Below are 24683 nucleotides of genomic sequence, written 5' to 3'. Positions count from 1 at the left end.
CTTAACGGCTTGGAATAAGAAAGAGGCCATGGAATGGCAGTCACGGTAGCGAAAAAAGCGACGCCGGGCTTTGTCTGGGAGTGGGAAGGCAAGGACAAGGCGGGCAAGGCGATACGCGGGGAATTGAGAGCGGAGTCCGAGGCGGTGGCCAAGACTCAGCTGCGGCGTCAAGGCATCAATGTCGTCAAGATCAAGCGCCGGCGCGCCGGGTTCGGCAAGCGCATCACCGAGCGGGACATCACCTTGTTCACCCGGCAGCTGGCGACCATGATGCGCGCCGGCGTGCCCCTGTTGCAGGCTTTCGACATCGCAGCCAAGGGCCACGGCAACCCCGCCGTGACTAAGATGCTGCTGGAAGTGCGCGCGGATGTGGAAACCGGCCTGTCGCTGGCGGAGGCCTTCCGCAAGCGGCCCTTGTACTTCGACAAGCTGTTCTGCAACATCATCGCCGCGGGCGAAACCGGCGGCGTACTGGACTCCTTGCTGGACAAGCTGGCCACCTACAAGGAAAAGGTGATGGCGATCAAGGGCAAGATCAAGTCGGCGCTGATCTATCCGTCGGCCATCGTCGGCACCGCCTTCATCATTACCGCCGTCATCATGATTTACGTGATTCCGGCGTTCAAGGATTTGTTCTCCAGCTTCGGCGCCAATTTGCCGGCGCCGACCTTGTTCGTGATCTGGCTGTCGGATGGCTTCGTCCATTACTGGTGGCTGATCTTCGGCGTGATCTTCGGCAGCCTGTTCGGCTTTCTCTACGCCTTCAAGCGCACGCCCAAGCTGCAAGAGCGGATGGACCGCATTCTGCTGCGCATGCCGGTGATCGGCGACATCATCCGCAAGGCCACCATCGCGCGCTGGGCGCGCACCTTGTCCACCTTGTTCGCCGCCGGGGTGCCGCTGGTGGAAGCGCTGGATTCGGTGGGCGGCGCCTCCGGCAATCAGGTGTACGCGGACGCCACCAAGCGGATTCAGAACGACGTCAGCACCGGCTCCAGCCTCAATTATTCGATGCAGCGCACCGACTTGTTCCCTAATATGGTGCTGCAAATGACCTCGATCGGCGAGGAGTCCGGCTCGCTGGACCAGATGCTGGACAAGGTGGCGGATTTTTACGAAGAAGAAGTCGATAATGCGGTGGCCGCGCTGTCCAGCTTGCTGGAGCCGGCCATCATGGTGATTCTGGGGATCTTGATCGGCGGTTTGATCATTGCGATGTATATGCCGATTTTCAAAATGGGGCAGGTGGTTGGATGATCGAGGAGTGGCGCTGGATCGCCGGCTCGTACCCGCTGGCTTTCGCCGGCGCGGCGCTGGTGCTGGGTTTGTTGCTTGGCAGTTTTCTGAATGTGCTCATCCATCGTTTGCCCAAGATGCTGGAAGCCGAATGGCGGCGGAATTGCGTTGATTGTCTGCAGCTGGAGGAGAGCGAGGCGGTCGAGCCCTATAATTTAATGCGGCCGGCCTCGCACTGCCCGCAATGCCGGGCCGTGGTGCGTCCGTGGCAGAACATTCCGCTGTTGAGCTTCCTGTTGCTGCGCGGCCGCTGCGCGAGCTGCCGAGTCAACATCCCTTGGCGTTATCCGGCGGTGGAGCTGTCGGCCGGCGTGTTGTTCGCTTTCCTGGCCTGGCGTTATGGGTGGTCGGCGCAGTTGCCGGCCTATATGGCCTTGACCGCGGTGCTCTTGGCGCTGACCTTCATCGATGCGGACACGCAGCTGCTGCCGGACAACCTGACCTTGCCCTTGCTGTGGGGCGGTTTGCTGTTCAACCTGCTGACCGGAACCGTGCCCTTGGCCGACGCGGTGATAGGCGCGATGGCCGGCTATCTGAGCTTGTGGCTGTTGTTTCACGGTTTCAAGCTGGTCACCGGCAAGGAGGGCATGGGCTATGGCGACTTCAAGCTGTTGGCCGCCTTGGGCGCCTGGCTGGGATGGACCTTGCTGCCTTTGGTGATCCTGTTGTCCTCGCTGGTGGGCGCGGTGGTGGGCGTGATCTTGATTTTGCTGGCCAAGCACGGTCGTGGCCAGCCCTTGCCGTTTGGCCCTTATCTCGCGGCCGCCGGCTGGATTGCCCTGATCTGGGGGCAAGACATCGTGTATTGGTATTTGCATGGCTATTAAAGTGGTGGGGCTGACCGGCGGCATTGGTTCCGGTAAGAGCGCGGCGGCCGATCGCTTCGCCGAATTGGGCGTGCCGGTGGTCGACACCGACGCCATCGCGCACGAGCTGACCGGGCCGCATGGCGCGGCGATGCCGGCCTTGGCGGCGGCTTTCGGCGCGGGCGCGGTGCGAGCGGACGGCGCTTTGGACCGAGGCTGGATGCGCGAGCGCGTGTTCGCCGACGCCGGCAGCCGGCAGCGGCTGGAGAGCGTGCTGCATCCGCTGATCCGGCAGCAGAGCGAGGTCAGGGTGGCCGAGGCGCGCGGGCCGTATTGCGTGTTGGTGGTGCCCTTATTGTTTGAAACCGGGCATTATCTGCCGATGCTGGCGCGCACCTTGTTGGTGGATTGCGAGGAGTCGGCGCAACTGGAGCGGGTGATGCGGCGCAACGGCATGGACGAACAGGCCGTGCGCGCGATCATGGCGGCGCAATGTTCGAGAGCGCAGCGATGCGAACGCGCCGACGATATAATTTGTAATAATGACAGCTTGGCTGCGTTGAGGCTTCAAGTCGACGCCAAACACGATTATTATCTTGCCAGCCTAGCCGATAGATCATAACCGGGCTCTCGCGAGCCAAGCAGAAGGGCCGATGCGCCGTGATCAGTTTTGAGTTTCCCGTCACCGAGCGAACCCGCATCCTGCTCCGCCTGGAGCATCTCTACGCACGTCTTGGGTATTTCATCGGCAAGGACCATCCGTATGATCATCATGCGGCCCTGCTGGTGTTGTTCGAGCTGATGGAAACCGCCTCGCGCGCGGACTTGAAGGCGGATCTGCTGCAGGAATTGGAACGGCAGAAACAGATGCTGGAAGCGCTGCGCGAGAATCCGCAAGTGGCGGAAGAGACCCTGGAGGGCGTGCTGGAGGACATCGAGCACGCGTCCAGCCGGCTGCTGGCGCTGACCGGCAAGTTCGGCCAGCATCTGCGCGAAAACGAGTGGCTGATGGCGATCAAGCAGCGCGCCGGCATCCCCGGCGGCACCTGCCAGTTCGATTTGCCGTCTTACCACCAGTGGCAGCAGAAGTCGGCCGAGGTGCGGCGTCAGGACATCAAGCGCTGGGCGTCGCCGCTGATGCCCACCGCCGAGGCGGCGGGCATTCTGCTGACCCTGTTGCGCGACAGCGGCAAGACCCATCATTACGTGGCGCGCCGCGGCGTGTTCCAGCAGATGTCCGGCGGCAAGGTGGTGCAGCTGATCCGGGTGGCCTACGATGGCGGCCTGGAGCTGCTGCCCGAACTGTCCGCCAATAAATACGCGCTCAATATCCGCTTCGTCAGCGCGGTGACCGGGGAATCCCGGCCGCGGCAGACCGAGCAGGATGTCGAGTTTCACCTGACCAATTGCAAGTTCTGACCGGCGCGCGCGCCGGTCCTTGCCCCGTTTTGAGAAGCCATGTCTGATTCTGTTCGCGTTGTCGCCTGTCCCACTTGTCGCGCGCCGGTGCGCTGGGAGCCGCAAAGCCAGTTCCGCCCGTTTTGCAGCAAGCGCTGCCGTCTGATCGATTTGGGCGAGTGGGCGACGGAAAGCTATCGGGTGCCGGCGCAGGAAGAGTCGCCGAGCGAGGCGAGCCGCGGAGAGTGAGCGCCCGGCCGCAATGAAAAACAGGTCCCTGAGCGGGACCTGTTTTGTTTTGGCCGCGGGACGGACTCAGGCCCTGGCCGCCAGCGCCGCGCCCTGCGAGAAATAGCCTTTCATGCCGGTGAAGATGGCATTGGCCATTTGCTGCTGGAAATCGCTGCTGAGCAGACGCTGCTCTTCCTCCGGGTTGGAGATGAAGGCGGTTTCCACCAGGATGGACGGGATGTCCGGCGCTTTCAGCACCGCGAAGCCGGCCTGTTCCACCGCGCTCTTGTGCAGCTTGTTGAGGCCGCCCAGATGGCCCAGCACGGTCTTGCCCAGTTTCAGGCTGTCGTTGATGGTGGCGGTCTGGGTCAGGTCCAGCAGGGTGTGGGCCAGGTATTTGTCCTTGCTGCCTATCTTGACGCCGCCGACCAGGTCGGCGTCGTTCTGGCTTTGCGCCAGCGCCTTGGCGAAGGCGCTGGTGGCGCCTTTTTCAGACAGCGCGAACACCGAGGAGCCGCGCGCGGCGCGGTTGGGCGCGGCGTCGGCGTGGATGGACACGAACAGGTCGGCGTTCAGCTTGCGCGCCTTGGCCACGCGCACGCCCAGCGGGATGAACACGTCTTCGTCGCGGGTCATATAGGCCTTCATATTGCTTTCCGCGTCTATCATGCGCTTCAACTGTTTGCCGATGCTCAGCACCACGTCCTTCTCGCGCGTGCCGTTCAGACCGACGGCGCCGGGATCGATGCCGCCGTGGCCGGGGTCCAGCATCACGATGATGGGACGATTGCTGTCTTTTTTCTTGGGCTTGATCTGCGGCGCAGGCTGTTCCAGCTTGCCCTTGTTGTAGTCCTGAAGCAGGGCGAGCAAGGGATCGTCCTGCTTGCCGGCCGGGTAGAGGTCTACCACCAGCCGGTGTTTGTACTCGGCCACCGGCGTCATGGTGAAGGCCTGCGGTGTGATGTCCGCTTTCAACTCCAGCACCAGGCGCACCGTGTCCGGATCGAACTGGCCGGCGCGGGCGGTCTTGATATAGGGGTCGGCGGCGGAAATCTGGCCGCCGATGTCTTTGAGCACGCTGTTGAGCTGCACGCCTTGCAGGTCGATCACCAGCCGGTTGGGGTTGGCGATGGTGAACTGCTTGTATTGGATGGCCTCGCTGGCCTCCAGCGTGATGCGGGTGTAAAGCGACGCCGGCCAGATGCGCAGGGCGACGATCTGACTGTTGGCGGCGAAGCCGACGCGGCTCACCGACAGCATGAAGGTGGCGGCCGCGGCGCCGATCAAGCGGCGGCGGAGGGGATCGAAAGTCGAATCAGGCATGACTGTCCGGTTTCTGAGTGGGCAAGTAAACGATAATTGCGACCATTTCCGGCCACGGCTAGTTCCAGCACGATGTCGGCGCGGGGCAAGAGCTCCGCTGCCTTGTCCGGCCACTCGACCAGGCACAGGCTGTCTGGGCCGAAGTATTCGCGGAAGCCGGCATCCTCCCATTCCTCGGGGTCGGCGAAACGGTACAGGTCGAAATGGTGCACGCTATAGTGAGGAAAAGGATAGCTCTCCACCAGAGTATAGGTGGGGCTTTTGACCTTGCCGGCATGGCCGAGCGCGGTCAGCAGACCACGCGTGAACGTGGTCTTGCCCGCGCCCAGATCGCCCAATAGATAGACGACGAGGCCGGCTTGCGCCGCTTCGGCGAAGGCTTTGCCCAGCGCCAGGGTGGCGGTTTCATCTTCCAGGTAGCCGCAGCGAACGCTGGTATCATCCATGGCCATGACCGAAAACTCTTTACAAAAACCGGATTATCCCGAATTGGCGCGCCAAATCAAAGCCTGGGCGCGCGAATTGGGTTTTGCCGACGCCAGAATCGGTCGCGCCGGCCTGCCGCCGGAGGCGGAACAGAAGTTGAACGCCTGGCTGGCCGCCGGCCATCACGGCGAGATGGACTATATGGCCCGCCACGGCGCTTTGCGGGTCAAGCCGGCGGATCTGGTGCCCGGCACCCTGTCCGTTATTTCCCTGCGCATGCATTACTGGCCCCAGGCGCGCGCGTCGGCCGAGGTGCTGGCCGACGGCGGCAAAGCCTATTTATCGCGCTACGCGCTGGGGCGCGACTATCACAAGGTCTTGCGCAACCGGCTGCAGGCGCTGGCGGACCGGATCAAGCGGGAGATAGGCGAGTTCGGCTACCGGGTGTTCACCGATAGCGCGCCGGTGGCCGAGGTGGCGCTGGCGGCGCAGGCCGGCCTGGGCTGGCGCGGCAAACACACTTTGTTGCTGACCAAGAACGAGGGCTCGCTGTTTTTCCTGGGAGAGGTCTTCACCGACCTGCCCCTGCCGGAGGACGAGGCGGAGGACGGCCATTGCGGCCGCTGCACTCGTTGCATCGATGTCTGTCCCACCGCGGCCATCGTCGCGCCCTATACCGTGGACGCGCGGCGCTGCATTTCCTATCTGACGATAGAGCTGAAGCGGGCGATTCCGGAGGAGATGCGGCCCTTGATCGGCAACCGCGTCTACGGCTGCGACGATTGCCAGCTGTTCTGTCCTTGGAACCGTTTCGCGGTCGACACTCGAGAGACCGATTTTGCGGTGCGTCATGGTTTGGACGACGTGAGCTTGCTAGAGTTGTTCGCCTGGAGCGAGGCCGAATTCAAGGAGAAGATGGCCGGCAGCCCGATTTACCGCATCGGCTACCTCAAGTGGCTGTCCAATCTGGCGGTGGGGCTGGGCAACGCGCCCACCGCGCCGGAGGTGGTGGCGGGCTTGCGCGCGCGTCTGGATTTTCCCGACGAGATGGTGGCCGAGCCGGTGCGTTGGGCGCTGGGCCGGCACGGCGTCATCGTTTGAAGCTCAGGGTTTGCTGGGCGCCTTGACCAGGGATTCGCCTTCCAGCACCACCTTGCCGCGGACCGAGCACTGGGTCGCCAGTTTGACGAAGTGTTTGTCCGGATTCAGTTCGATCACGGTGGCGCGGGCGGTCACGGTGTCGCCGATGCGCACCGGCGCCTTGAAACGGGTGGATTGCGATAGATAGATGGTGCCGTGGCCGGGCAACTGGGTGCCCACTACGGTGGAAATCAGGCTGGCGGTTAGCATGCCGTGCGCGATGCGCGTTTCGAACGGCGTCTGTTCCGCGTACTCCTGATTGATGTGCACCGGATTGTTGTCGCCGGACACGGCGGCGAACATCAGCACGTCGGCTTCGGTGATGGTCTTGCTGAATTCGGCGAAGTCGCCGAGGCCAAGATCTTCAAACCAAACAGTCATGACCGCTCCTGACTTGATATGACGGGGAAATGTTGCAGTGCATTGTGACAGCTTTTGGCCGGAATGCAAATTACCGAGAAATCACGTACTATCGGCGATAAGTTGCGTTTTTGCCACGCTGTATGCAATACAAATCAACCAAACGCTCGTTTGAATTTGTGCTTGGGGCATAATCAGGCTTGCTTCGGCAATTGCTGCTTCCGCGTTCGATCAATCCAGACGGCGGCATTTCTGAAACGGCCGCGCTTGGCGCGGCGGCGGCGACGGTCCGCTCCAGGTTTCTTTTTAGAGATGTCCAGAGGTTTGTTGGAGGAATATGAAAGTTCTAGTCGCTGTGAAACGCGTTGTGGATTACAACGTGAAGGTTCGGGTCAAGGCCGACGGCACTGACGTGGATATCGCCAACGTCAAGATGTCGATGAACCCGTTTGACGAAATCGCGGTGGAAGAGGCGGTGCGTCTCAAGGAAGCCGGCAAGGTCAGCGAAATCGTCGTGGTGTCGCTGGGCGTCAAGCAATGCGAGGAAACGCTGCGCACCGCGCTGGCGATGGGCGCCGACCGCGCCATCCTGGTTGAAACCGATGCGGAGCTGCAGCCGCTGGCGGTGGCCAAGCTGCTGAAAGCGGTGGCGGACAAGGAGCAGCCGCAGCTCTTGATCGTGGGCAAGCAGGCGATCGACGACGACGCCAACCAGACCGGCCAGATGGTGTCGGCGCTGCTGGGCTGGGGCCAGGGCACGTTCGCCTCCAAGGTGGACTTGTCGGCCGAGACCGTGGACGTCACCCGCGAGATCGACGGCGGCCTGGAAACCGTCAAGCTGCGTTTGCCCGCGGTGGTCACCTCCGACCTGCGCCTGAACGAGCCGCGCTTCATCAAGCTGCCCAACATCATGGCCGCCAAGAAAAAGCCGCTGGACAAGACCACGCCGGCGGAACTGGGCGTGGACGCCGCTCCGCGTCTGAAGACGCTGAAGGTGGCCGAGCCTTCCAAGCGCAGCGCCGGCATCAAGGTGGCCAACGCCGCCGAGCTGGTCGCCAAACTGAAAACCGAAGCAAAGGTGCTGTAAGCCATGGCCATTCTCGTTATCGCTGAACACGACAACCAGAGCCTGAAAGCAGGCACCCTGAATACCATCACCGCCGCCGCCAAGCTGGGCGAGGTGCATGTGCTGGTGGCCGGCCACAACGCCGCCGCCGCCGCCGAGGCCGCCAAGGGCGTGGCCGGCGTCGCCAAAGTGCTGCTGGCCGACGCCGCTCACTACGCGCATGGCCTGGCCGAGAACCTGGGCGCGCTGGTGTCCGGCCTGGCCAAGAGCTACAGCCACGTGCTGGCGCCGGCGTCCTCCTTCGGCAAGAACCTGCTGCCGCGCGTAGCCGCTTTGCTGGACGTGGCGCAGATCTCCGAGATCGTCGCCATCGAATCCGCCGACACCTTCGTGCGGCCCATTTACGCCGGCAACGTGCTGGCCACCGTGCAGTCCGCCGACCCGATCAAGGTCATCACCGTGCGCACCACCGCCTTCGACGCGGCGGGCCAGGGCGGTTCCGCCGCGGTGGAAACCGTGGCCGCGGCAGCGGACGCGCAGCTGTCCAGCTTCGTCGGCCAGGAACTGACCAAGTCCGACCGTCCGGAACTGGGCTCGGCCAAGGTCATCGTTTCCGGCGGCCGCGCGCTGGGTTCGGAGGAGCAGTTCAAGGCGGTGATCGATCCGCTGGCGGACAAGCTCTCCGCCGCCGTGGGCGCTTCCCGCGCCGCGGTGGACGCCGGCTACGCGCCGAACGACTACCAGGTGGGCCAGACCGGCAAGGTGGTGGCGCCGCAGCTGTACTTCGCGGTTGGCATTTCCGGCGCGATCCAGCACCTGGCCGGCATGAAGGACTCCAAGGTGATCGTCGCCATCAACAAGGACGAGGAAGCGCCCATCTTCCAGGTGGCGGATTACGGCATCGTCGGCGATCTGTTCACCGTAGTGCCGGAGTTGATGGCCGAGTTGTCCAAATAATCCCGGATCCGCGCCGCGAGTCTCTCGCCGGCGCGGACAGCGGGCCGGGCGAGCCGCCCGGAACAATAATATTCAGCCGGCAACGCCCGCGCGCAGTCATCGGCCCGATGCGGGCCGGACCCGCCGCGGCGCTTGCCGGCTTTTTCATGTCTGCGAATAGAAACCGATTGCCGGCCGAACCGGCGGTCCCAGCCATCCAAACACGAGGAGAAGGCGATGATTTATCAAGCACCGATCAAGGACATTCAATTCGCGCTCAATGAGCTGGCCGAGCTGCCGGCCGTCTGCGGCCTGCCGGGCTACGGCGAATGCTCGGTGGAGCTGGTGGACGCCATTCTGGAGGAGGGCGCCAAGTTCGCCGAAGGCGTGCTGGCGCCGATCAACAAGCAGGGCGATCAGGGCGCCAAATGGCGCGACGGCGAAGTCAGCGCCGCGCCCGGCTTCAAGGACGCCTGGCGTCAGTACGTCGAATCCGGCTGGGTGGGCCTGCGCGCGCCGGAAGCCTACGGCGGCCAGGGCATGCCGGCCTTGGTGGCCACCGCGGCCGAGGAAATGTGGTGCTCCGCCAATCTGGCTTTCTCGCTGGCGCCGCTGTTGACGCTGGGCGCGATCGAGGCCATTCATCATCACGCCTCGGAAGAACTCAAGAGCGTCTATCTGCCGCCGATGTCCAGCGGCGCCTGGACCGGCACCATGAATTTGACCGAGCCGCAGGCCGGTTCCGACCTTGCCCAGGTGCGCAGCAAGGCCTTGCCGCAGGCTGACGGCAGTTATCGCATCAGCGGCCAGAAAATCTTCATTACCTGGGGCGAGCACGATATGGCGGACAACATCGTCCACCTGGTGCTGGCCCGCCTGCCGGACGCGCCGGCCGGGGTGAAGGGCATTTCCTTGTTCATCGTGCCGAAATTCCTGGTCAACGCCGACGGCAGCCTGGGCGCGCGCAACGATGTGCGCTGCGTGTCGCTGGAGCACAAGCTGGGCATCCACGGCAGCCCCACCGCGGTGATGAGCTTCGGCGATCAGGACGGCGCGATCGGCTATCTGGTCGGCGAAGCCAACAAGGGCCTGAACTATATGTTCACCATGATGAACCACGCGCGTCTGGGCGTGGGCATCGAAGGCCTGGCGGTGTCGGAGCGCGCCTACCAGAAGGCGGTGGAATACGCGCGCGAACGGGTGCAGAGCCGCGCGGTGGGTTCTCCCGATCCGTCCGGTGTGGCCATCATCCAGCATCCGGACGTGCGTCGCATGCTGCTGACCATGCGCGCCCAGGTGGAGGCGCAGCGCGCGCTGGCCCTGTATACCGCGGCGGCGCTGGACCGCGCGGCGCGCCATCCGGTGGCGAGCGAAAAAGCGCGCAACCAGGCGCTGGCCAATTTCCTGATCCCCATCGTCAAGGGCTGGAACACCGAGCAGGCCAACGAAATCACCAGCCTGGCGCTGCAGGTGCACGGCGGCATGGGATATATCGAGGAAACCGGCGTTGCGCAGTACTATCGCGATGCGCGCATCACCGCCATCTACGAAGGCACCACCGGCATCCAGGCCCTGGATTTGATCGGCCGCAAGACCGCGGGCGAGGGCGGCGTCACCGCGCGCGCCTTGCTGGAAGAGGCCGCCGGCTGCGTGGCCAAGCTGCGCGGCGCCGGGCTGGCCAGCCTGGCGGACAATCTGGACGAAGCGGTCAAGCAGGCGCGCCGCAGCGTCGACTTCATCCTGGATACCTTCGCCGGACAGCCGCAACGGGCGGCGGCCGGGTCCGTGCCCTTCCTCAAGCTGATGGGCATTGTGCTGGGCGGCTGGCAGATGGCGCGCGCGGCCCTGATCGCCAAGGAAAAGCAGAGCGACGGTGAGTCCGATCAGGACTTCATGCGCGCCAAACTGGCCACCGCGCGTTTCTACGGCGAACATCTGTTGCCGCAGGCGGGCGGTTTGGCGGCCGCCATCGTTGACGGCGCGGACAGCGTGCTGGAGATGGACGAAGCCTGGTTCTGAGGTGGTTCTAGGAAGAGGCGCAACAGACGCCGCGGGATGCCGCGGCGTTTTTTGTTGCCTGACCGATGCAAGAGCGATTATTGCATGAGCGTGTAATCAGGCTTTGAGATAATGGAAAAGACCTTGTTGCGGGTTGCTGCGGCGCGGCATCAAAAACCGTTTGTCATTAAAAATATTTTGCCGCATAGTGTTTGCTCCGCCCCTAGCTACGGGCGGTGTGCGAAATCAGGCGGAAAAATAGTTCTTAATAGAAGAATTAATCGCATGGCGCGCTGATATTCGCTTGAATATTGCCTGGCTATGCAATTCGGTCTTTTTTTGGATTGACCGTATCCTGATGGCGTGCAAATAATCCGCTGCATGACTCACAGCCAAGCTCGAGCCAAGTCCCGGCCGATCCCATCGCGGCGCGAGGCGCCCGCTTGAACTTGGCCGCAAGGTCCGCGCTTAGATTTCAAGAATGAATACAGAAGCCAGGATGCAATGAAGCAAGTGGTCCATTGGAGTGAAAAGGGGAAGCGGTTGTTGCCGTCGGCGGCGACGCTGGGGCGTCTGGTCGCCGCTTTGCCTTGGCTGGCGCTGGCAGGCGCCGCCGTGTGGCTGGGCATGACCGTGGCGCCGATTTTGGGTCCCGCGGCCAAGCAATGGCGAGGCTTAAGCGAGCCGGCGCCGCAGTCCGCCGCCGCCAATGTGGCGATGGCGCACTGGTTCGGCGAGCCGGTGGCGCAGCAGGCGGCGGCCTTGCCGCCGGTCAAGCTGATCGGCGTCTACGCGCCTCAGGTTTCCGGCGCGCCCGGTTTCGCGGTGATAGACGACAATGGCCGCTCCGTCGCCCTATTGCTGGGCAAGACTACGCCCGACGGCTGGGAACTGGCCCAGATCACCGCCTCCGGCGTGTTGATGCGTTCCGGCGGCAGCGAGCAGTTCGTGCCGCTGGTCGAGCGCGTGCCCGGCGCGGGCGGCGCGGTCGGCGGCAGTGCGCCGCCGCCGATGCCGCCTCCGATTTCTCCTCCTTCCCAGGCTCCCGTTTCGCCCCCCGCCGTGGTTCCTGTGAATCCTGAAACCCCGCCGCAACCTGGGCTGGATTCCGCCAGCATGGTTCGCCAATAAGAAGACTGAATATGCGTATCCACAAACTTGTCGCCATCCTGGCCCTGGTCTACGGTTGCAACGCCGTATTGGCCGCTACCCCGCAGAACGACGGAGTGATGCTCAACTTCGTCAACGCCGACATCGAAACCGTGGTCAAGGCGATAGGCGAGATCACCGGCAAGAACTTCATCATCGACCCGCGGGTGAAGGGCACGGTCAACATCGTGTCCAGCAAGCCGGTGCCGCGCGCGCTGTCTTACCAGATTCTGTTGTCCTCGCTGCGCCTGCAGGGCTTCTCCGCGGTGGAGGGCGGCGGCGTGGTCAAGATCGTGCCGGAGGCCGACGCCAAGCTGCACGCCAAGGCCAGCAAGGGCATCCCGCGCGGCGACGGCGACCGCCTGATCACCAAGGTGTTCACGCTTAAATACGGCAACGCCAATCAGCTGGTGCCGGTGATCCGGCCCATTGTGTCGCCCAACAACACCATCGCCGCCTACCCGCAGTCCAATGCGCTGATCGTCACCGACTACGCGGACAATATTCAGCGCATCGAGTCCATCATCGATTCGATCGAGAGCGCGGCTGCCGGCGACACCGTGGTGGTGCCGGTGCTGTTCGGCTCCGCGGTGGAACTGGCCGGCAGCCTGAACAAGTTGTTGCAGGACAGCGGCGCCGGCGCTGACGGCGGCAAGACCACCATCATCCCGGACGCGCGCGCTAATGTGCTGATGGTGCGCGCCGACACCCCGGGCAAGATCGGCAAGATCAAAAGCCTGCTCAAGCTCCTGGATCAGCCCAGCCAGGCGGGCGCCAATGTGCGCGTGGTCTATCTGAAGAACGCCGAGGCCGGCAAGGTGGCGCAGACGCTGCGAGCCTTGATGACCGGCGACGCGGGGCCCTTGCAGGGCCGCACCGCGGTGAGCACCAACGGCGGCTCCAGTACCAGCCTGCTGAACCAGAGCGGTTCGGGCAGCGGTTCCGGCGCCTCGTCCAGCGGCTCCGCCAGCGCCGCGCAGGCGGCCAGCCCGGTGGGCGGCGACAGCGCGTCCAGCGGCGGCGGCAGCGGGGCCGGCGGCGGCGGATCCATGATCCAGGCCGACCCCACCAACAACGCGCTGATTCTGAACGTGCCGGATTCCATGTACCAGAATCTGCGCAATGTCATCGACCTGCTGGACAAGCGCCGCGCCCAAGTGCTGGTGGAAGCGCTGGTGGTGGAAGTGGCCGCGCAAAGGGCGATGGAGTTGGGCGTGCAATGGCAGGCCTTGGGCGCGCTCAACGGCAACGGCGCCGGCGTGTTCGGCGGCACCAACTTCCCCGGCAACAGCGGCCCCGGCATCATCGGCTTGTCCGGCGGCGCGCTGGCCGGCGGCACCGCCGCCACGCCGCTTGGCACCCTGGCGGGCTCCGGCGGCCTGAACGTGGGCTGGGTCAAGGGCACGGTCAATATTCCCGGCATCGGCACCGTGCTGAACATGGGAGCGCTGGCCAAGGCGATGGAGACCGAGGTAGGGGGCAACATCGTGTCCAGTCCGTCCCTGATGGCGATGGACAATGAAAAGGCCAAGATCCAGATCGGCCAGGAAGTGCCTATCCTGACCGGCCAGTACAGCAATACCGGCAGCAGCAGCAGCGGCTCGGTCAATCCCTTCCAGACCTACGACCGCAAGACCATAGGCTTCAATCTGGAGATCACGCCGCAGATTTCCGAAGGCGGTTCCATCCGCATGAAGATTTTGCAGGAGGCGTCCACCATCGTGCCGGGCACCGAGAAAAACCCGCAAGGTCCAACCACCAACAAGCGGACGATAGAGACCATCGCCAATGTGGACGACAGCGGCATCATCGCCATCGGCGGCCTGCTGCAGGAAACGGTCAGCGACAATGAAAGCAAGGTGCCGCTGCTGGGCGACATCCCGTGGCTGGGCGCCTTGTTCCGTTACAGCAACAAGCAGCGCAACAAGACCAATCTGATGATCTTCATCAAGCCCACCATCATCCGCGACGATCTGGGCGCGCGTTCCATCGCCACCGATCGCTACAACTACATCATCGGCGAAGGCCATAAGGCGGAGAGGGAAAAGCTGCAGATGAATCTGGATTCGGCGCTGAAGTCCCTGCCGGAGGGCGGCATCCGCTCCACGCTGGAACAGAGCCTGAAGGCGCAGCCGAAATGAACAAGCCCAAGCTGTCGCCGGCGCTGGGCTTTCCGTTCGCGCGCGCCAACGGCGTGATCCTGCTGGACGGGGAAAGCGGCCGTCATCTGCTGCTGCGCGAAGACAGCCGGCCGGAGGCCTGGGCCGAAGTACTGCGCCTGCACGGCCAGGGGCTGGCCAGCGTCGAGACGCTGGAGGCGGCCTTGTTCGACAAGCGCCTGTCCGAGCATTACGCCAATCGCGACGGCGCGGCGGCCGAGGTGGTGGACGATATCGGCCAGGACCTGGATCTGACCCAGATGGTGGAGTCCTTGCCAACGGTGGAGGACTTGCTGGAGAGCGAGGGCGACGCGCCCATCATCCGCATGATCAACGCCTTGCTGACCCAGGCGCTGCGCGACGGCGCCTCGGACATCCACATCGAAGCCTTTGAAGACCGCTCGGTGGTGCGCTTCCGCTTGGACGGTTCGCTGCGCGACGTGGTCAGCCCGCACCGCGCGCTGCACGCGGCCATGGTGTCGCGGATCAAGATCATGGCCAATCTCGACATCGCCGAAAAACGCATTCCGCAAGACGGCCGCATCTCGCTGCGTCTGGGCGGCCGCCCGGTGGACGTGCGGGTCTCCACACTGCCCACCAGCCACGGCGAGCGCGTGGTGCTGCGTCTGCTGGACAAGGAAAACGCCCGCCTGGATCTGGCCACGCTGGGCATGGCGGCGGACACGCTGCAGGCGGTGGACAAGGTGATCCGCCAGCCGCACGGCATCCTGCTGGTCACCGGCCCCACCGGCTCGGGCAAGACCACCACGTTGTACGCGGCCTTGTCGCGGCTGGACGCGCGCCACACCAATATCATGACGGTGGAAGACCCGGTGGAATACCACCTGGACGGCGTCGGCCAGACCCAGGTCAATCCGCGCATCGACATGAGTTTCGCCAAGGCGCTGCGCGCGATTCTGCGCCAGGATCCGGACGTGGTGATGATAGGCGAGATCCGGGATCTGGAAACCGCGCAGATCGCGGTGCAGGCCTCGCTGACCGGCCACCTGGTGCTGGCCACGCTGCACACCAACGACGCCGCCTCGGCGGTGACGCGGCTGGTGGACATGGGGGTCGAACCCTTCCTGCTGGCCTCCAGCCTGCTGGGCGTGATGGCGCAACGGCTGGTGCGCCGGCTGTGCCCGCACTGCAAGGCGCCGCATCCGGTGCCGCTGGAAGGGGAGGCGGACGCTCCGCATTACCGGCCGGCGGGCTGCCCGAGCTGCGGCCATTCCGGTTACAAGGGGCGTTACGGCGTTTATGAACTGCTCTTGGTCGACGATCAATTGCAGCGCTTGATCCACGATCGCGCCTCCGAACAGAAAATGCGCGATTACGCCGCCCGCCACGGCATGCGTTCGCTGCGCGACGACGGCTTGCGTTGGGTCAAGGCCGGCGAAACCTCGCTGGAAGAAATCATGCGGGTGACGAGGAACTGATGGCCGCCTTCCGTTTTACCGCTTTCGACCCCGCCGGCAAGGAGCAGAAAGGCTTGCTGGAGGCGGACTCCGCGCGCGCCGCGCGCAGCCAGCTGCGCGAGCGCGGCCTGCTGCCGCTGGAGGTGGAAAGCGTCAGCGCCAAGAACGGCGACGCCGGCAGCTCGGCGCTGCGCCGCGGCCTGCCGCGCGCGGAACTGGTGATGATCACCGAACAGCTGTCCACCCTGCTCAACGCGGGCCTGCCGCTGGAAAAGGCGCTGACTGCGGTGACCGAGCAGTGCGAACACCCGCGCAGCCGCACCGTGCTGGCGGCCTTGCGCAGCGACATTCTGGAAGGCAAGAGCTTCGCCCAGGCGCTGGCTTCGGCGCCGGGCGTGTTTTTTCCGCTTTATCGTTCGCTGGTGCAGGCCGGCGAACAGTCCGGCCATCTCGACACCGTGATGGCGCGCTTGGCCGAATACCTGGACAAGCGCCAGAACACCCAACAAAAAGTGATGCTGGCGATGGCCTATCCGGCCGTGGTCACCGTGGTGGCCATCCTGGTGGTGGCCGGTCTGATGAGTTATGTGGTGCCGCAGGTGGTCAGCGTGTTCGCGCAGACCAAGCAGGCCCTGCCTTTTCTGACCCGGGCGCTGGTGGCCGCCAGCGATTTCCTGCGGCAATGGGGCGTCGCGCTGCTGGCCGGCATCGTCGCCGCGCTGTTCCTGACCGTGCGCGCCTTGCGCGCACCGGCGCTGAAACGGCGCTTCCACGCCCGGCTGTTGAAGCTGCCGGTGTTCGGCCGCCTGCTGCGCGCCCTCAACACCGCGCGCATGGCCAGCACCCTGTCCATCCTGGTGGGCAGCGGCGTGCCCTTGCTGACCGCGCTGGAAACCGCGCGCGGCCTGATGACCCTGCTGCCGATGCAGGACGCGGTCAGCGAGGCGATGGCCAAGGTGCGCGAGGGCGTGGCGCTGTCGCGCGCGCTGCACGCCACCCGTCAATTCCCGCCGGTGCTGATCCATCTGATCGGCAGCGGTGAATCCAGCGGCACGCTGGCCCATATGCTGGACCGCGCCGCCCAGCAGCAGGAGCAGGAGGTGGAGCGCAAGCTCGCCACCTTCACCACGCTGATGGAGCCGCTGCTGATCCTGTTCATGGGCGGCATGGTCTTGTTGATCGTGCTGGCCATCATGATGCCCATCATCGACATGAACCAGATGGTGCATTGATTTTCGCGGAAAGAAGCACGGAATGTCTCACAAGGCAGTTTTACAGCAATGGGTGTTGGAAGCGCTGGCCGCGCATGGCGGCAAGGCGGACCGGCTGACGGTGGCCAAACACATCTGGCATGCGCGCGCTCGCGAGCTGGAAGGCACCGAGTTGTTCTACACCTGGCAATACGATATGAGCTGGGCGGCGAGCGAGTTGAGAAAGCTGGGCCAGCTCAAGCCGGCCAATGCCGGACCCGCCGGCGTCTGGGAGTTGTCCGGCGACGGCCCCTCCCTGTTTTGACCCTTTGAAACCTCGGTAGTAGGAGTAGATATGCGACACCTTTCCAAAGCGGCCCAGCGAGGCTTCACCCTGATCGAAATCATGGTGGTGATCGTGATTCTCGGCGTACTCGCGGCGTTGGTGGTGCCCAAGGTGATGAGCCGTCCGGACGAGGCGCGCGCCGTCGCCGCCAAGCAGGATCTGGGCGCTTTGAGCCAGGCCCTGAAACTGTATCGTCTGGACAACGGTCGCTATCCCAGCAGCGAGCAGGGCCTGCAGGCGCTGGTGCAGAAACCGACTTCGGCGCCGGAGCCGAAGAACTGGAAGCCGGGCGGCTACCTGGAGCGCCTGCCCAAGGACCCGTGGGGCAATCCCTACCAGTACGCCAACCCGGGCACGCACGGCGAGATCGACATCTGGAGCTTCGGCGCCGACGGCGAGCCGGGCGGCGAGGGCGTGGACGCCGACATCGGCAACTGGGACGCGGTCAAGTAAGACCGGAGTCGTTGATGGGCTCTTCCGTTCCGGCGCGCGGCTTCACCCTGATCGAGGTGATGGTGGTGATGCTGATCATCGGCGTGCTGGCCACCACGGTGACGCTCAGCATGCGGCCGGACACGCATCGCCAGGCTTCGGACGAGGCCTACCGCTTGGCGCGGGTGCTGGAGCAGGCGGCGGACGCCGCCGAAATGGGGGATCCGCTGGCCCTGATGTGGGACGCCAAGGGTTACGGCTTCCGGCGCCGCGGCGACAACGGCGAATGGGGCGGCGCCAACGACGAATTGCTGGCCGACCGGCTGTGGCCGGAGGGCGTGCATGGCGGCGCTTTGTTGCTGGACGGCCAGCCCTGGCCGGCGGGACGGCCGCTGCCCTTGTGGCAGGACGGGCGCGCCAACGCGCTGGCCCTGCAGATCAAGACCGAGACCCGCGGCCTGGCCGTGACCCTGTCGCCGTTGGGCCGCAGCCGGGTGGACGAAGGCTCATGAAGCGCGAGCGCGGGTTCACATTGTTTGAAGTGCTGGTGGCGCTGGCCATCATCGCGGTGGCTTTGGGCGCTTTGTTGCGCGCCACCGGCCTGGCCGCCGACAACGGCGAAGGCATGAAGCGCCGGATGCAGGCCGCTTGGGAAGCGCAGAACATGATCGCGCTGATGCAGGCGCGCCGCGAATGGCCGGACGTGGGCGAACAGGCGGGAGAGCTGGACGACGACGGCGCGCGCTGGCGTTGGCAGCGCGTGATCAGCCAGACGCCCAATCCCAATTTCCGCAAGGTGGTGGTGCGCGTGCTGGCGCAGGGCGACGGCCGTTACGTGCTGGCCGAGATGACCGGCTATCTGCGGATGAACGCCGGAGGCGGTTCGTGATGCGCGGCCGGCAGGACGGCATGACCTTGATCGAGATCCTGGTGGCGATGAGCTTGCTCGCCATCTTGTCGGTGCTGGGCTATAAGGCTTTCGGCTCCTTGCTGATCTCGCGCGAGCGGCTGATGCAGACCAGCGAGCAATGGGTGGACGCCGCGCGCGCCTTCCGGCGGCTGGAAGGCGATCTGACCGGCCAGATGCCGGCGCCGACGCAAGGGCAAGGGCCCAGTCTGGGCGGCAGCCAGCTATTGCTGCAAAGCGACGGCGACGGCCAGACGCTGACCTTGCAGAGTTTTTCCGCCCGCTATCCCGGCGGCCAGGAGCGCATCAGCTACCATGCCGGCGCTCAGGGCCTCAGCTGGGCGGCGGGCGACGCCCAGGGCGCGGCGCCGACCGCCTACGTGCTCTTGGGCAAGGACGCCGCGGTGCGCTGGCGCGTGCTGCTGGACGACGGCAATTGGCTGGACAACTGGCCGCCGCGCGAGGCCAGCCCGGCGCACAGCCCGCGCGCGCTGGAAATGCGCATCCGCATGCCGGGCAATGAATGGGCGAAACGGATATGGGCGCTGCCATGAGGACGCCGGGAAGCCGGAAGCAGCGCGGCATGGCGGTGATCATGGCCTTGTTGATCGTGGCGCTGGCCACCACCGCCGCCTCGCTGGTGCTGTGGCAGCAAGGCCTGTGGTGGCACCAGCTCGACAACGACCGCAATCGCGCCCAGCTGCGCCTGGTGGCCGACGCCGGCCTGGGCTGGGCGATGGAAATCCTGCGCTTCAACAACGGCGCGGCCGGCAACGGCGTGGTGGCCCTGTCGCAGCTGTGGGCCCAGCCCTTGCCGCAGACCGAGGCCCAGGGCGTGACCGTGTCCGGCCGGCTGAGCGATTTGCAAGGGCGCTTCAATCTGAATTCGCTGGTGCAGAACGGTCAGACCAATGCGCGCCAGCTGGTGTTCTACAAGCGGCTATTGACCACGCTGGGCCTGCCCACGCGCTTGTCCGAACCGCTGGTCAAGCAACTGCGCGGCGGCAAGGATCCGGAGGACGCCAGCCAGCCGGCGGGAGAGGGCCGGCCGCCGGAGCCGGGCGCGGCCCTGCCCGGCTACCCCTTGCTGCGGGTGGAGATGCTGCGCTGGCTGCCGGGTTACACCCCGGAGGTCTTGGACAAGCTGCTGCCGCATGTGGCCGCCTTGCCGGCCGACGTCAGCCAGATCAACATCAACACCGCCACGCCGGCGGTGATGAAGACGCTGCTGCCGGGCGTGGGCGAAGGCAATCTGCTGGTGCTGCTCAATCAGCGCAAGGTCAATTACTACAAGGACGCCAACGATTTCAAGGCGCGGCTGCCGGCGCCGGGCATCATCGCCGACACCGATATCGCGGCGGCGTCCAATTACTTCATGCTGGACAGCTCGGCCCGGCTGGAGCGGGCGCGGCTGGAAATGCGGGCGCTGATCTACAGCAATATGAACGTGGTGAAGACGCTGTGGCGGCAAGACGGCGCGGGACGTCCGCCGCCGGCCAGGGGAAACGGAAACCAGAATGACAACGCTTAGACTGTATCTGCGGGCCGGTTGGCCCGATAGCGAACCGGGGCTGCCCTGGGCCCTATTGGGCACGCGCGGCGAACCCAGCGCTCAGGGCGACAGCGCGCCGGCCGGCTGGCCGCGCGCCGATCGCTGCGAATTGATCCTGCCCGCCGGCCGCACCCTGTTCACCCAGGCGCGGCTGCCGGCCTCGGTCAAACAGCCGACGGCGGCGATGATGGGCTTCGCCCTGGAAGAAGGCTTGATTAACGATCCCTCCGCCAATCTTTACGCCATCGGCGGGGAGTTGCCGGACGGCAGCCGAGCGGTGGCGGTGACCGAGGCTTTTCCGGTGCGCCGCGCCGTGGCCATGCTCAAGAGCGCGGGGCGGCTGTGCGACCGCATCCTGCCGGAGGAAAGCCTGTTGCCGCCGCCGGCGCGCGACGGCTGGAGCGTGGCGCGCGGCGGCGAGGGCTGGCTGCTGCGCTTGAGCGCCACGCGCGCGGCCTGGCTGCCCTACTGCGGCGAAACGACGGAACAACTGCTGTTCGCGCGGCTGGCGGCGCAGCTGCCGCCGGCCAGCCTGACCGTGTGCGGCGCCGAAGCGGCCGGCCTGATCGGCTCGCGCCTGCCGGCGTGGCAAGGCGAGCCCAAGCAATTGGCCGCTCATGATTGGCGGCAGGGCCTGGCGCAACAGGCTTTCGACTTCGCCAACGGCGAACTGGCGGCCAATCGGCGCTGGCGCGACTGGGGGCCGGCGCTGCGGCGGACCGGCTTGGTGCTGGGCGGCTTGCTGGCGGCGCAGCTGGCGCTGACCCTGGGCCAGGCCGCTTGGTACGCCTGGCAGAAACAAAGCCTGTCGGCGGACATCCGCGCCGCGGCCAAGCCCTGGATCGGCGGTCAGGCGATGCCGGGCAGCAGCGCGCTGGCGATGACGCGCGCGGTGGACAAGCTGCGATTGAGTCACGGCCAGCCGGCGCGCGACGACGCCTTGGAACTGATGGGCGCGCTGGCCGCGCTCAGCGGCCGCGATCTGCAGACCCGCTCCCTCAGCTACGACGGCGGCCGGCTCAAGCTGCAAGTGGCGGACGTGCCGGCGGAAACCCTGCAACGCTGGCGCGGGCAACTGGCGGCCAAGCAGATCCGCCTGGACGTGACCGCCACCCAGCAGGGGACCAAAGAACTCAGCCTGTCCCGGGAGCCGTGAAATGAAGCAATACCGTGAACAATTCGCCGCCTACTGGCGGCAGCGCAGCCGTCGCGAACAAGGGCTGCTGCTGGCGATGGCCGCGGTGCTCGGCGTCGGCGTGCTCTACGCCGGGGTCTGGGAGCCGGCGGGCAAATCGGTGGAGCGCAATCGCGCCGCCGCGTCCCGGCTGCAAGCCGAGCTGAGCTATGTGCAGTCTCTGGCGCGGGAGGCCGAGCAACTGAAGCGCCAGCCGGCGCAGGCGGCGCTGCCGGCCAAGGAACTCTTGCCGGTGATCCGTCAGGTGGCGCAGAGCCAAGGCTTGTCCGAGGCCGGCTGGCAGCTGAGCCCGGAGGGCGAGTCCGGCGTGGCGATGGAGGGGACGATGGCGTTCGACGCCTGGGTCAAGCTGGCCGGCGTGCTGGCGGCTCAGCACCAGGTGAGGGTGCTCAGCGTGCGGGCGGAGGCGCAGCCGATGCCGGGCCAAGTGCATATCAAGGCGTTGCTGGCGCACGCCGGAGGCGGCGCATGAAACGTAAAATGCTGATTGGCGCGCTATTGGGCGCGCTGTTCCTGGCCGGCCTGATCGCCGCCTTGCCGGCGAGTTTGCTGTCGCTGCCCTTGTTGCGCGCCACCGGCGAGCGCTGGCAGTTCAGCGGCGCGCAAGGCACGGTGTGGCAGGGCAAGACGCAGCTGGTCTATGTCGGCGACAAGGGCGAGGTGTTGCCGATGAGCCGGATAGGCTGGCGCTTTCAGCCCAAGGCCTTGTTGTCGGGGCGGGCGATCTGGCTGCTGGAGAGCGACGGTCAGGACGGCAAGCTGGAGTGGAGCTGGGGCGGCGTGGAAGTGAACGGCGTCAACCTGACGGTGCCGGTGGCGGCTTTGGCGAATCTGTCCAAGACCTGGCAGGCGGCGCGCTTGGGCGGCGATCTGCAGTTCAAGGTCGGCCAGTTCAGCCGCAAGGGAGGGCAACTGGCCGGCAATCTGCAGCTCAGCTGGCTGGGCGCGGCCTCGCCCTTGAGCCCGTTGTCGCCGTTCGGTTCTTACCAGATGGACGTCAACGGCGCCGGCGCGGGCGTGGCCTTGAACGTGGCGACGCTGGACGGACCCTTGAATCTGAGCGGTCAGGGCCAGTGGCAGCCGGGTGCAGCTTTCGCGCTGAGCGGCAGCGCCGACAGCCCGCCGGAAAAATACGACGCCTTGAAACCGCTGATGCTGATGCTGGGCAAACCGAGCGGACCGACCAGCGTGCAATGGCAGATTCGTCCAGGGGCTTGATGACGGTTCATTTGTCATGTTATCGAATTTTCTTGTGATTTTTCCGGCACGGCGTTACTATAGAAAGGTTTAACCAAACGGGACTGATGCGCCAGGCATCGAGTCCCGTTCTTCACATAAAGCAATTCGAAAACTTAGGGTAGGGACAGATCCCATCTGTCGCGGCGGAGGCCTTGCGCGAGCGAGGCGGCCGGGCCGGCGGAGGGGGTCAACAAAAACCGGCGCAGCCGGTTTTTCCTTACCCGCCGCAAACGCAATAGGAGCAGCTTGTGTCAACCGTACCCGCAATCCTTGTCTTGGCCGATGGCACCGTGTTCAAGGGCAGTGCTATCGGGGCCGCCGGACATACGGTGGGCGAGGTGGTTTTCAATACCGCCATCACCGGCTATCAGGAGATTTTGACCGACCCCTCCTATACCAAACAGATCGTCACCCTGACTTATCCCCATATCGGCAACGTCGGCGCGAATTCGGAAGACACCGAATCTCGCGCCGTTTTTGCATCCGGCCTGATCATTCGCGATCTGCCGCTGCTGCACAGCAACTTCCGCGCTGAAGACTCCTTGTCCGCTTATCTGAAGCGGCACAATGTCGTCGCCATCGCCGACATCGACACCCGCCGTCTGACTCGCATCCTGCGCGAGAAGGGCGCTCAGGCCGGCTGCGTGATGGCCGGGGACGTTGATGAGGCGCGCGCGCTGGAACTGGCGCGCGGCTTCGGCTCCATGGCAGGGCAGGATCTGGCCCAGGTGGTCAGCTGCGACAAGCCTTACGCCTGGACCGAGCGCGAGTGGAAATTGGGCGCCGGCTATCAGGTGCAGGCGTCCACCCGTTTCCATGTGGTCGCCTACGACTTCGGCGTCAAGCACAACATCCTGCGCATGCTGGCCGAGCGCGGCTGCCAGCTGACCGTGGTGCCGGCCAAGACCCCGGCCGCCGACGTGCTGGCGCTGAATCCGCACGGCGTCTTCCTGTCCAACGGCCCCGGCGATCCGGAGCCCTGCGATTACGCGATCGCGGCCATCCGCGACATCCTGGACGCCAAGCTGCCGGTGTTCGGCATCTGCCTCGGCCATCAACTGCTGGGCCTGGCCAGCGGCGGCAAGACGTCCAAGATGAAGTTCGGCCACCACGGCGCCAACCACCCGGTGCAGGACCTGGACAGCGGCCGGGTGATGATCACCAGCCAGAACCACGGTTTCCAAGTGGACGAAACCAGCTTGCCGGCCAATGTGCGCGTTACTCACCGTTCGCTGTTCGACGGCACGGTGCAGGGCATCGCGCTGACCGACCGTCCGGCCTTCTCCTTCCAGGGCCACCCGGAAGCCAGTCCGGGCCCGGAAGACGTCGCCTATCTGTTCGATCGCTTCATCGCCTCGATGGCGGAACGCGTTTAAGCCGGGGAGCGGGAACATGCTGGGGATTACCGATCTCACCACCTATCTGCTGGGCGCCGTGCTCATCGTATTGCTGCCGGGGCCCAACTCCATGTACGTGCTGTCGGTGGCGGCGCAGCGCGGCACCCGCGCCGGCTTTGCCGGCGCCGGCGGCATCATCATCGGGGACTTCATCCTGATGACGCTGGCGGCCACCGGCGCGGCCGGCCTGCTGAAGGCCAATCCGGCGCTGTTCGCCGTGGTCAAGTACCTGGGCGGCGGCTACCTGGCCTGGCTGGGCTTCAATATGCTGCGCGGCGCGTTGACGGCCTGGCGCCGCGCCGCCCGCGGCGAAGCCGCCGAGGCCAAGTCGGTGTTGGTGGGCGAGGAAAATCCCTTCGTCAAAGCCTTGCTGATCAGCCTGATGAATCCGAAGGCCATCCTGTTTTTCGTGTCCTTCTTCGTCCAGTTCGTCGATCCCGCCTACCCGCATCCGGCGCTGACCTTCGTCGCGCTGGGGCTGATCGTGGAAGTGTGCAGCACGCTGTACCTGACCGCGCTGATCGTCGCCGGCCACCGGCTGGCCCAGGCTTTCCGCCGCCGGCGCAAGCTGAGCGCGGCGCTGGGCGGCTCGGTGGGCGCGCTGTTCGTCGGCTTCGGCGCCAAACTGGCCGCGGCCAGCCTGTAAGGCAGAGATTTAATATTCGCCGCGAAGCGGCCGGGCGTCTCAGGCGTCCGGGCTTCGCGGCACACAAAATGCA

General features: G+C 65.3%; 27 protein-coding genes. 24 read left to right on the top strand and 3 right to left on the bottom strand.

The features are described from left to right. The first annotated feature begins 33 nt into the window (after positions 1 to 33). The 5 genes from ACODSD_RS04260 to yacG are packed head-to-tail and all read left to right on the top strand — an operon-like array spanning position 34 to position 3749. A complete protein-coding gene (locus ACODSD_RS04260; RefSeq protein WP_107800582.1) occupies positions 34 to 1257 on the top strand; it encodes a type II secretion system F family protein in 1224 nt (407 codons plus the stop codon). Continuing rightward, positions 1254 to 2123 (top strand): prepilin peptidase, encoded by an 870-nt coding sequence (locus tag ACODSD_RS04255; protein ID WP_488876842.1) that lies wholly within the window; start codon positions 1254 to 1256, stop codon positions 2121 to 2123. Before ACODSD_RS04260 ends, ACODSD_RS04255 begins: the two co-directional genes overlap by 4 nt. Further along, entirely contained in the window at positions 2113 to 2724 is a 612-nt protein-coding gene (coaE, locus tag ACODSD_RS04250; protein ID WP_488876841.1) for a dephospho-CoA kinase, read from the top strand. Before ACODSD_RS04255 ends, coaE begins: the two co-directional genes overlap by 11 nt. A gap of 38 nt (positions 2725 to 2762) precedes the next feature. Continuing rightward, a complete protein-coding gene (gene zapD, locus ACODSD_RS04245) occupies positions 2763 to 3521 on the top strand; it encodes a cell division protein ZapD (RefSeq protein WP_019100891.1) in 759 nt (252 codons plus the stop codon). Positions 3522 to 3560: 39 nt separating this feature from the next. After that, positions 3561 to 3749 (top strand): DNA gyrase inhibitor YacG, encoded by a 189-nt coding sequence (gene yacG / locus ACODSD_RS04240; RefSeq protein WP_048409544.1) that lies wholly within the window; start codon positions 3561 to 3563, stop codon positions 3747 to 3749. A 66-nt stretch (positions 3750 to 3815) separates the two neighbouring features. On the opposite strand, the gene ACODSD_RS04235 is transcribed toward yacG, so the two are convergent. Both ACODSD_RS04235 and tsaE read right to left on the bottom strand, forming a co-directional pair. Next, positions 3816 to 5054 carry an N-acetylmuramoyl-L-alanine amidase gene (locus tag ACODSD_RS04235; protein ID WP_107800579.1) on the bottom strand — a complete coding sequence of 413 codons (1239 nt, stop codon included), beginning with the start codon at positions 5052 to 5054 and terminating at the stop codon, positions 3816 to 3818. After that, on the bottom strand, positions 5015 to 5500 hold the full coding sequence (tsaE, locus tag ACODSD_RS04230; protein WP_370445205.1) for a tRNA (adenosine(37)-N6)-threonylcarbamoyltransferase complex ATPase subunit type 1 TsaE: 486 nt from the start codon (positions 5498 to 5500) through the stop codon (positions 5015 to 5017). Before tsaE ends, ACODSD_RS04235 begins: the two co-directional genes overlap by 40 nt. On the opposite strand from tsaE, the gene queG reads away from it, so the two are divergent. Further along, entirely contained in the window at positions 5499 to 6581 is a 1083-nt protein-coding gene (gene queG / locus ACODSD_RS04225) for a tRNA epoxyqueuosine(34) reductase QueG (protein WP_370445204.1), read from the top strand. The genes tsaE and queG overlap by 2 nt on opposite strands. Positions 6582 to 6584: 3 nt before the next feature. On the opposite strand, the gene ACODSD_RS04220 is transcribed toward queG, so the two are convergent. Beyond that, complete coding sequence (locus ACODSD_RS04220; protein ID WP_107800577.1) at positions 6585 to 7001, bottom strand: MaoC family dehydratase; 417 nt, start codon at positions 6999 to 7001, stop codon at positions 6585 to 6587. Positions 7002 to 7317: 316 nt separating this feature from the next. Between ACODSD_RS04220 and ACODSD_RS04215 the strand changes: the two genes are divergently transcribed. From ACODSD_RS04215 to leuE, 18 genes are all read left to right on the top strand, one after another. Beyond that, positions 7318 to 8067: an electron transfer flavoprotein subunit beta/FixA family protein gene (locus tag ACODSD_RS04215; protein ID WP_227104935.1), complete on the top strand. Its 750-nt coding sequence runs from the start codon at positions 7318 to 7320 to the stop codon at positions 8065 to 8067. Between the two features lie 3 nt (positions 8068 to 8070). Continuing rightward, on the top strand, positions 8071 to 9003 hold the full coding sequence (locus ACODSD_RS04210; protein WP_253313720.1) for an electron transfer flavoprotein subunit alpha/FixB family protein: 933 nt from the start codon (positions 8071 to 8073) through the stop codon (positions 9001 to 9003). 216 nt (positions 9004 to 9219) lie between these two features. Continuing rightward, entirely contained in the window at positions 9220 to 11001 is a 1782-nt protein-coding gene (locus ACODSD_RS04205) for an acyl-CoA dehydrogenase C-terminal domain-containing protein (protein WP_488876840.1), read from the top strand. A 483-nt stretch (positions 11002 to 11484) separates the two neighbouring features. Beyond that, positions 11485 to 12111 carry a hypothetical protein gene (locus ACODSD_RS04200; protein WP_235086602.1) on the top strand — a complete coding sequence of 209 codons (627 nt, stop codon included), beginning with the start codon at positions 11485 to 11487 and terminating at the stop codon, positions 12109 to 12111. A gap of 11 nt (positions 12112 to 12122) precedes the next feature. Then, positions 12123 to 14270 carry a type II secretion system secretin GspD gene (gspD, locus tag ACODSD_RS04195; protein ID WP_107800572.1) on the top strand — a complete coding sequence of 716 codons (2148 nt, stop codon included), beginning with the start codon at positions 12123 to 12125 and terminating at the stop codon, positions 14268 to 14270. Next, positions 14267 to 15727, top strand: a complete 1461-nt coding sequence (gene gspE / locus ACODSD_RS04190; protein ID WP_107800571.1) for a type II secretion system ATPase GspE — start codon at positions 14267 to 14269, stop codon at positions 15725 to 15727. The genes gspD and gspE overlap by 4 nt, the downstream gene beginning before the upstream one ends. After that, complete coding sequence (gene gspF, locus ACODSD_RS04185) at positions 15727 to 16938, top strand: type II secretion system inner membrane protein GspF (RefSeq protein WP_488876839.1); 1212 nt, start codon at positions 15727 to 15729, stop codon at positions 16936 to 16938. The genes gspE and gspF overlap by 1 nt, the downstream gene beginning before the upstream one ends. Before the next feature lie 22 nt (positions 16939 to 16960). Beyond that, positions 16961 to 17221, top strand: coding sequence for a hypothetical protein (locus tag ACODSD_RS04180; protein ID WP_107800569.1), 261 nt, complete (start codon positions 16961 to 16963; stop codon positions 17219 to 17221). Between the two features lie 30 nt (positions 17222 to 17251). After that, complete coding sequence (gene gspG / locus ACODSD_RS04175; RefSeq protein WP_019100905.1) at positions 17252 to 17695, top strand: type II secretion system major pseudopilin GspG; 444 nt, start codon at positions 17252 to 17254, stop codon at positions 17693 to 17695. Positions 17696 to 17709: 14 nt separating this feature from the next. After that, positions 17710 to 18186: a prepilin-type N-terminal cleavage/methylation domain-containing protein gene (locus ACODSD_RS04170; RefSeq protein ID WP_107800568.1), complete on the top strand. Its 477-nt coding sequence runs from the start codon at positions 17710 to 17712 to the stop codon at positions 18184 to 18186. After that, entirely contained in the window at positions 18183 to 18563 is a 381-nt protein-coding gene (gspI, locus tag ACODSD_RS04165) for a type II secretion system minor pseudopilin GspI (protein ID WP_107800567.1), read from the top strand. Before ACODSD_RS04170 ends, gspI begins: the two co-directional genes overlap by 4 nt. After that, on the top strand, positions 18563 to 19135 hold the full coding sequence (locus ACODSD_RS04160) for a type II secretion system protein GspJ (protein ID WP_227104923.1): 573 nt from the start codon (positions 18563 to 18565) through the stop codon (positions 19133 to 19135). The genes gspI and ACODSD_RS04160 overlap by 1 nt, the downstream gene beginning before the upstream one ends. Positions 19136 to 19164: 29 nt before the next feature. Further along, positions 19165 to 20112, top strand: coding sequence for a type II secretion system minor pseudopilin GspK (gene gspK, locus ACODSD_RS04155; RefSeq protein ID WP_158274337.1), 948 nt, complete (start codon positions 19165 to 19167; stop codon positions 20110 to 20112). After that, positions 20099 to 21289, top strand: coding sequence for a type II secretion system protein GspL (gspL, locus tag ACODSD_RS04150; protein WP_488876838.1), 1191 nt, complete (start codon positions 20099 to 20101; stop codon positions 21287 to 21289). Before gspK ends, gspL begins: the two co-directional genes overlap by 14 nt. A gap of 1 nt (position 21290) precedes the next feature. Beyond that, the gene (locus ACODSD_RS04145; RefSeq protein ID WP_107800563.1) at positions 21291 to 21800 is read left to right on the top strand and encodes a type II secretion system protein M; all 510 of its coding nucleotides are present in this window, start codon (positions 21291 to 21293) and stop codon (positions 21798 to 21800) included. Further along, complete coding sequence (locus tag ACODSD_RS04140; protein ID WP_488876837.1) at positions 21797 to 22546, top strand: type II secretion system protein N; 750 nt, start codon at positions 21797 to 21799, stop codon at positions 22544 to 22546. The genes ACODSD_RS04145 and ACODSD_RS04140 overlap by 4 nt, the downstream gene beginning before the upstream one ends. 269 nt (positions 22547 to 22815) lie before the next feature. After that, the gene (gene carA / locus ACODSD_RS04135) at positions 22816 to 23943 is read left to right on the top strand and encodes a glutamine-hydrolyzing carbamoyl-phosphate synthase small subunit (RefSeq protein WP_107800561.1); all 1128 of its coding nucleotides are present in this window, start codon (positions 22816 to 22818) and stop codon (positions 23941 to 23943) included. Between the two features lie 16 nt (positions 23944 to 23959). Beyond that, the gene (gene leuE, locus ACODSD_RS04130) at positions 23960 to 24610 is read left to right on the top strand and encodes a leucine efflux protein LeuE (RefSeq protein ID WP_107800560.1); all 651 of its coding nucleotides are present in this window, start codon (positions 23960 to 23962) and stop codon (positions 24608 to 24610) included. The last annotated feature ends 73 nt before the right edge of the window (positions 24611 to 24683 follow it).

Source organism: Chromobacterium sp. FG22 (assembly GCF_057809415.1).
Note: the sequence above shows the minus strand (reverse complement) of the source record. Positions and strands in the feature narration are given on the sequence as shown.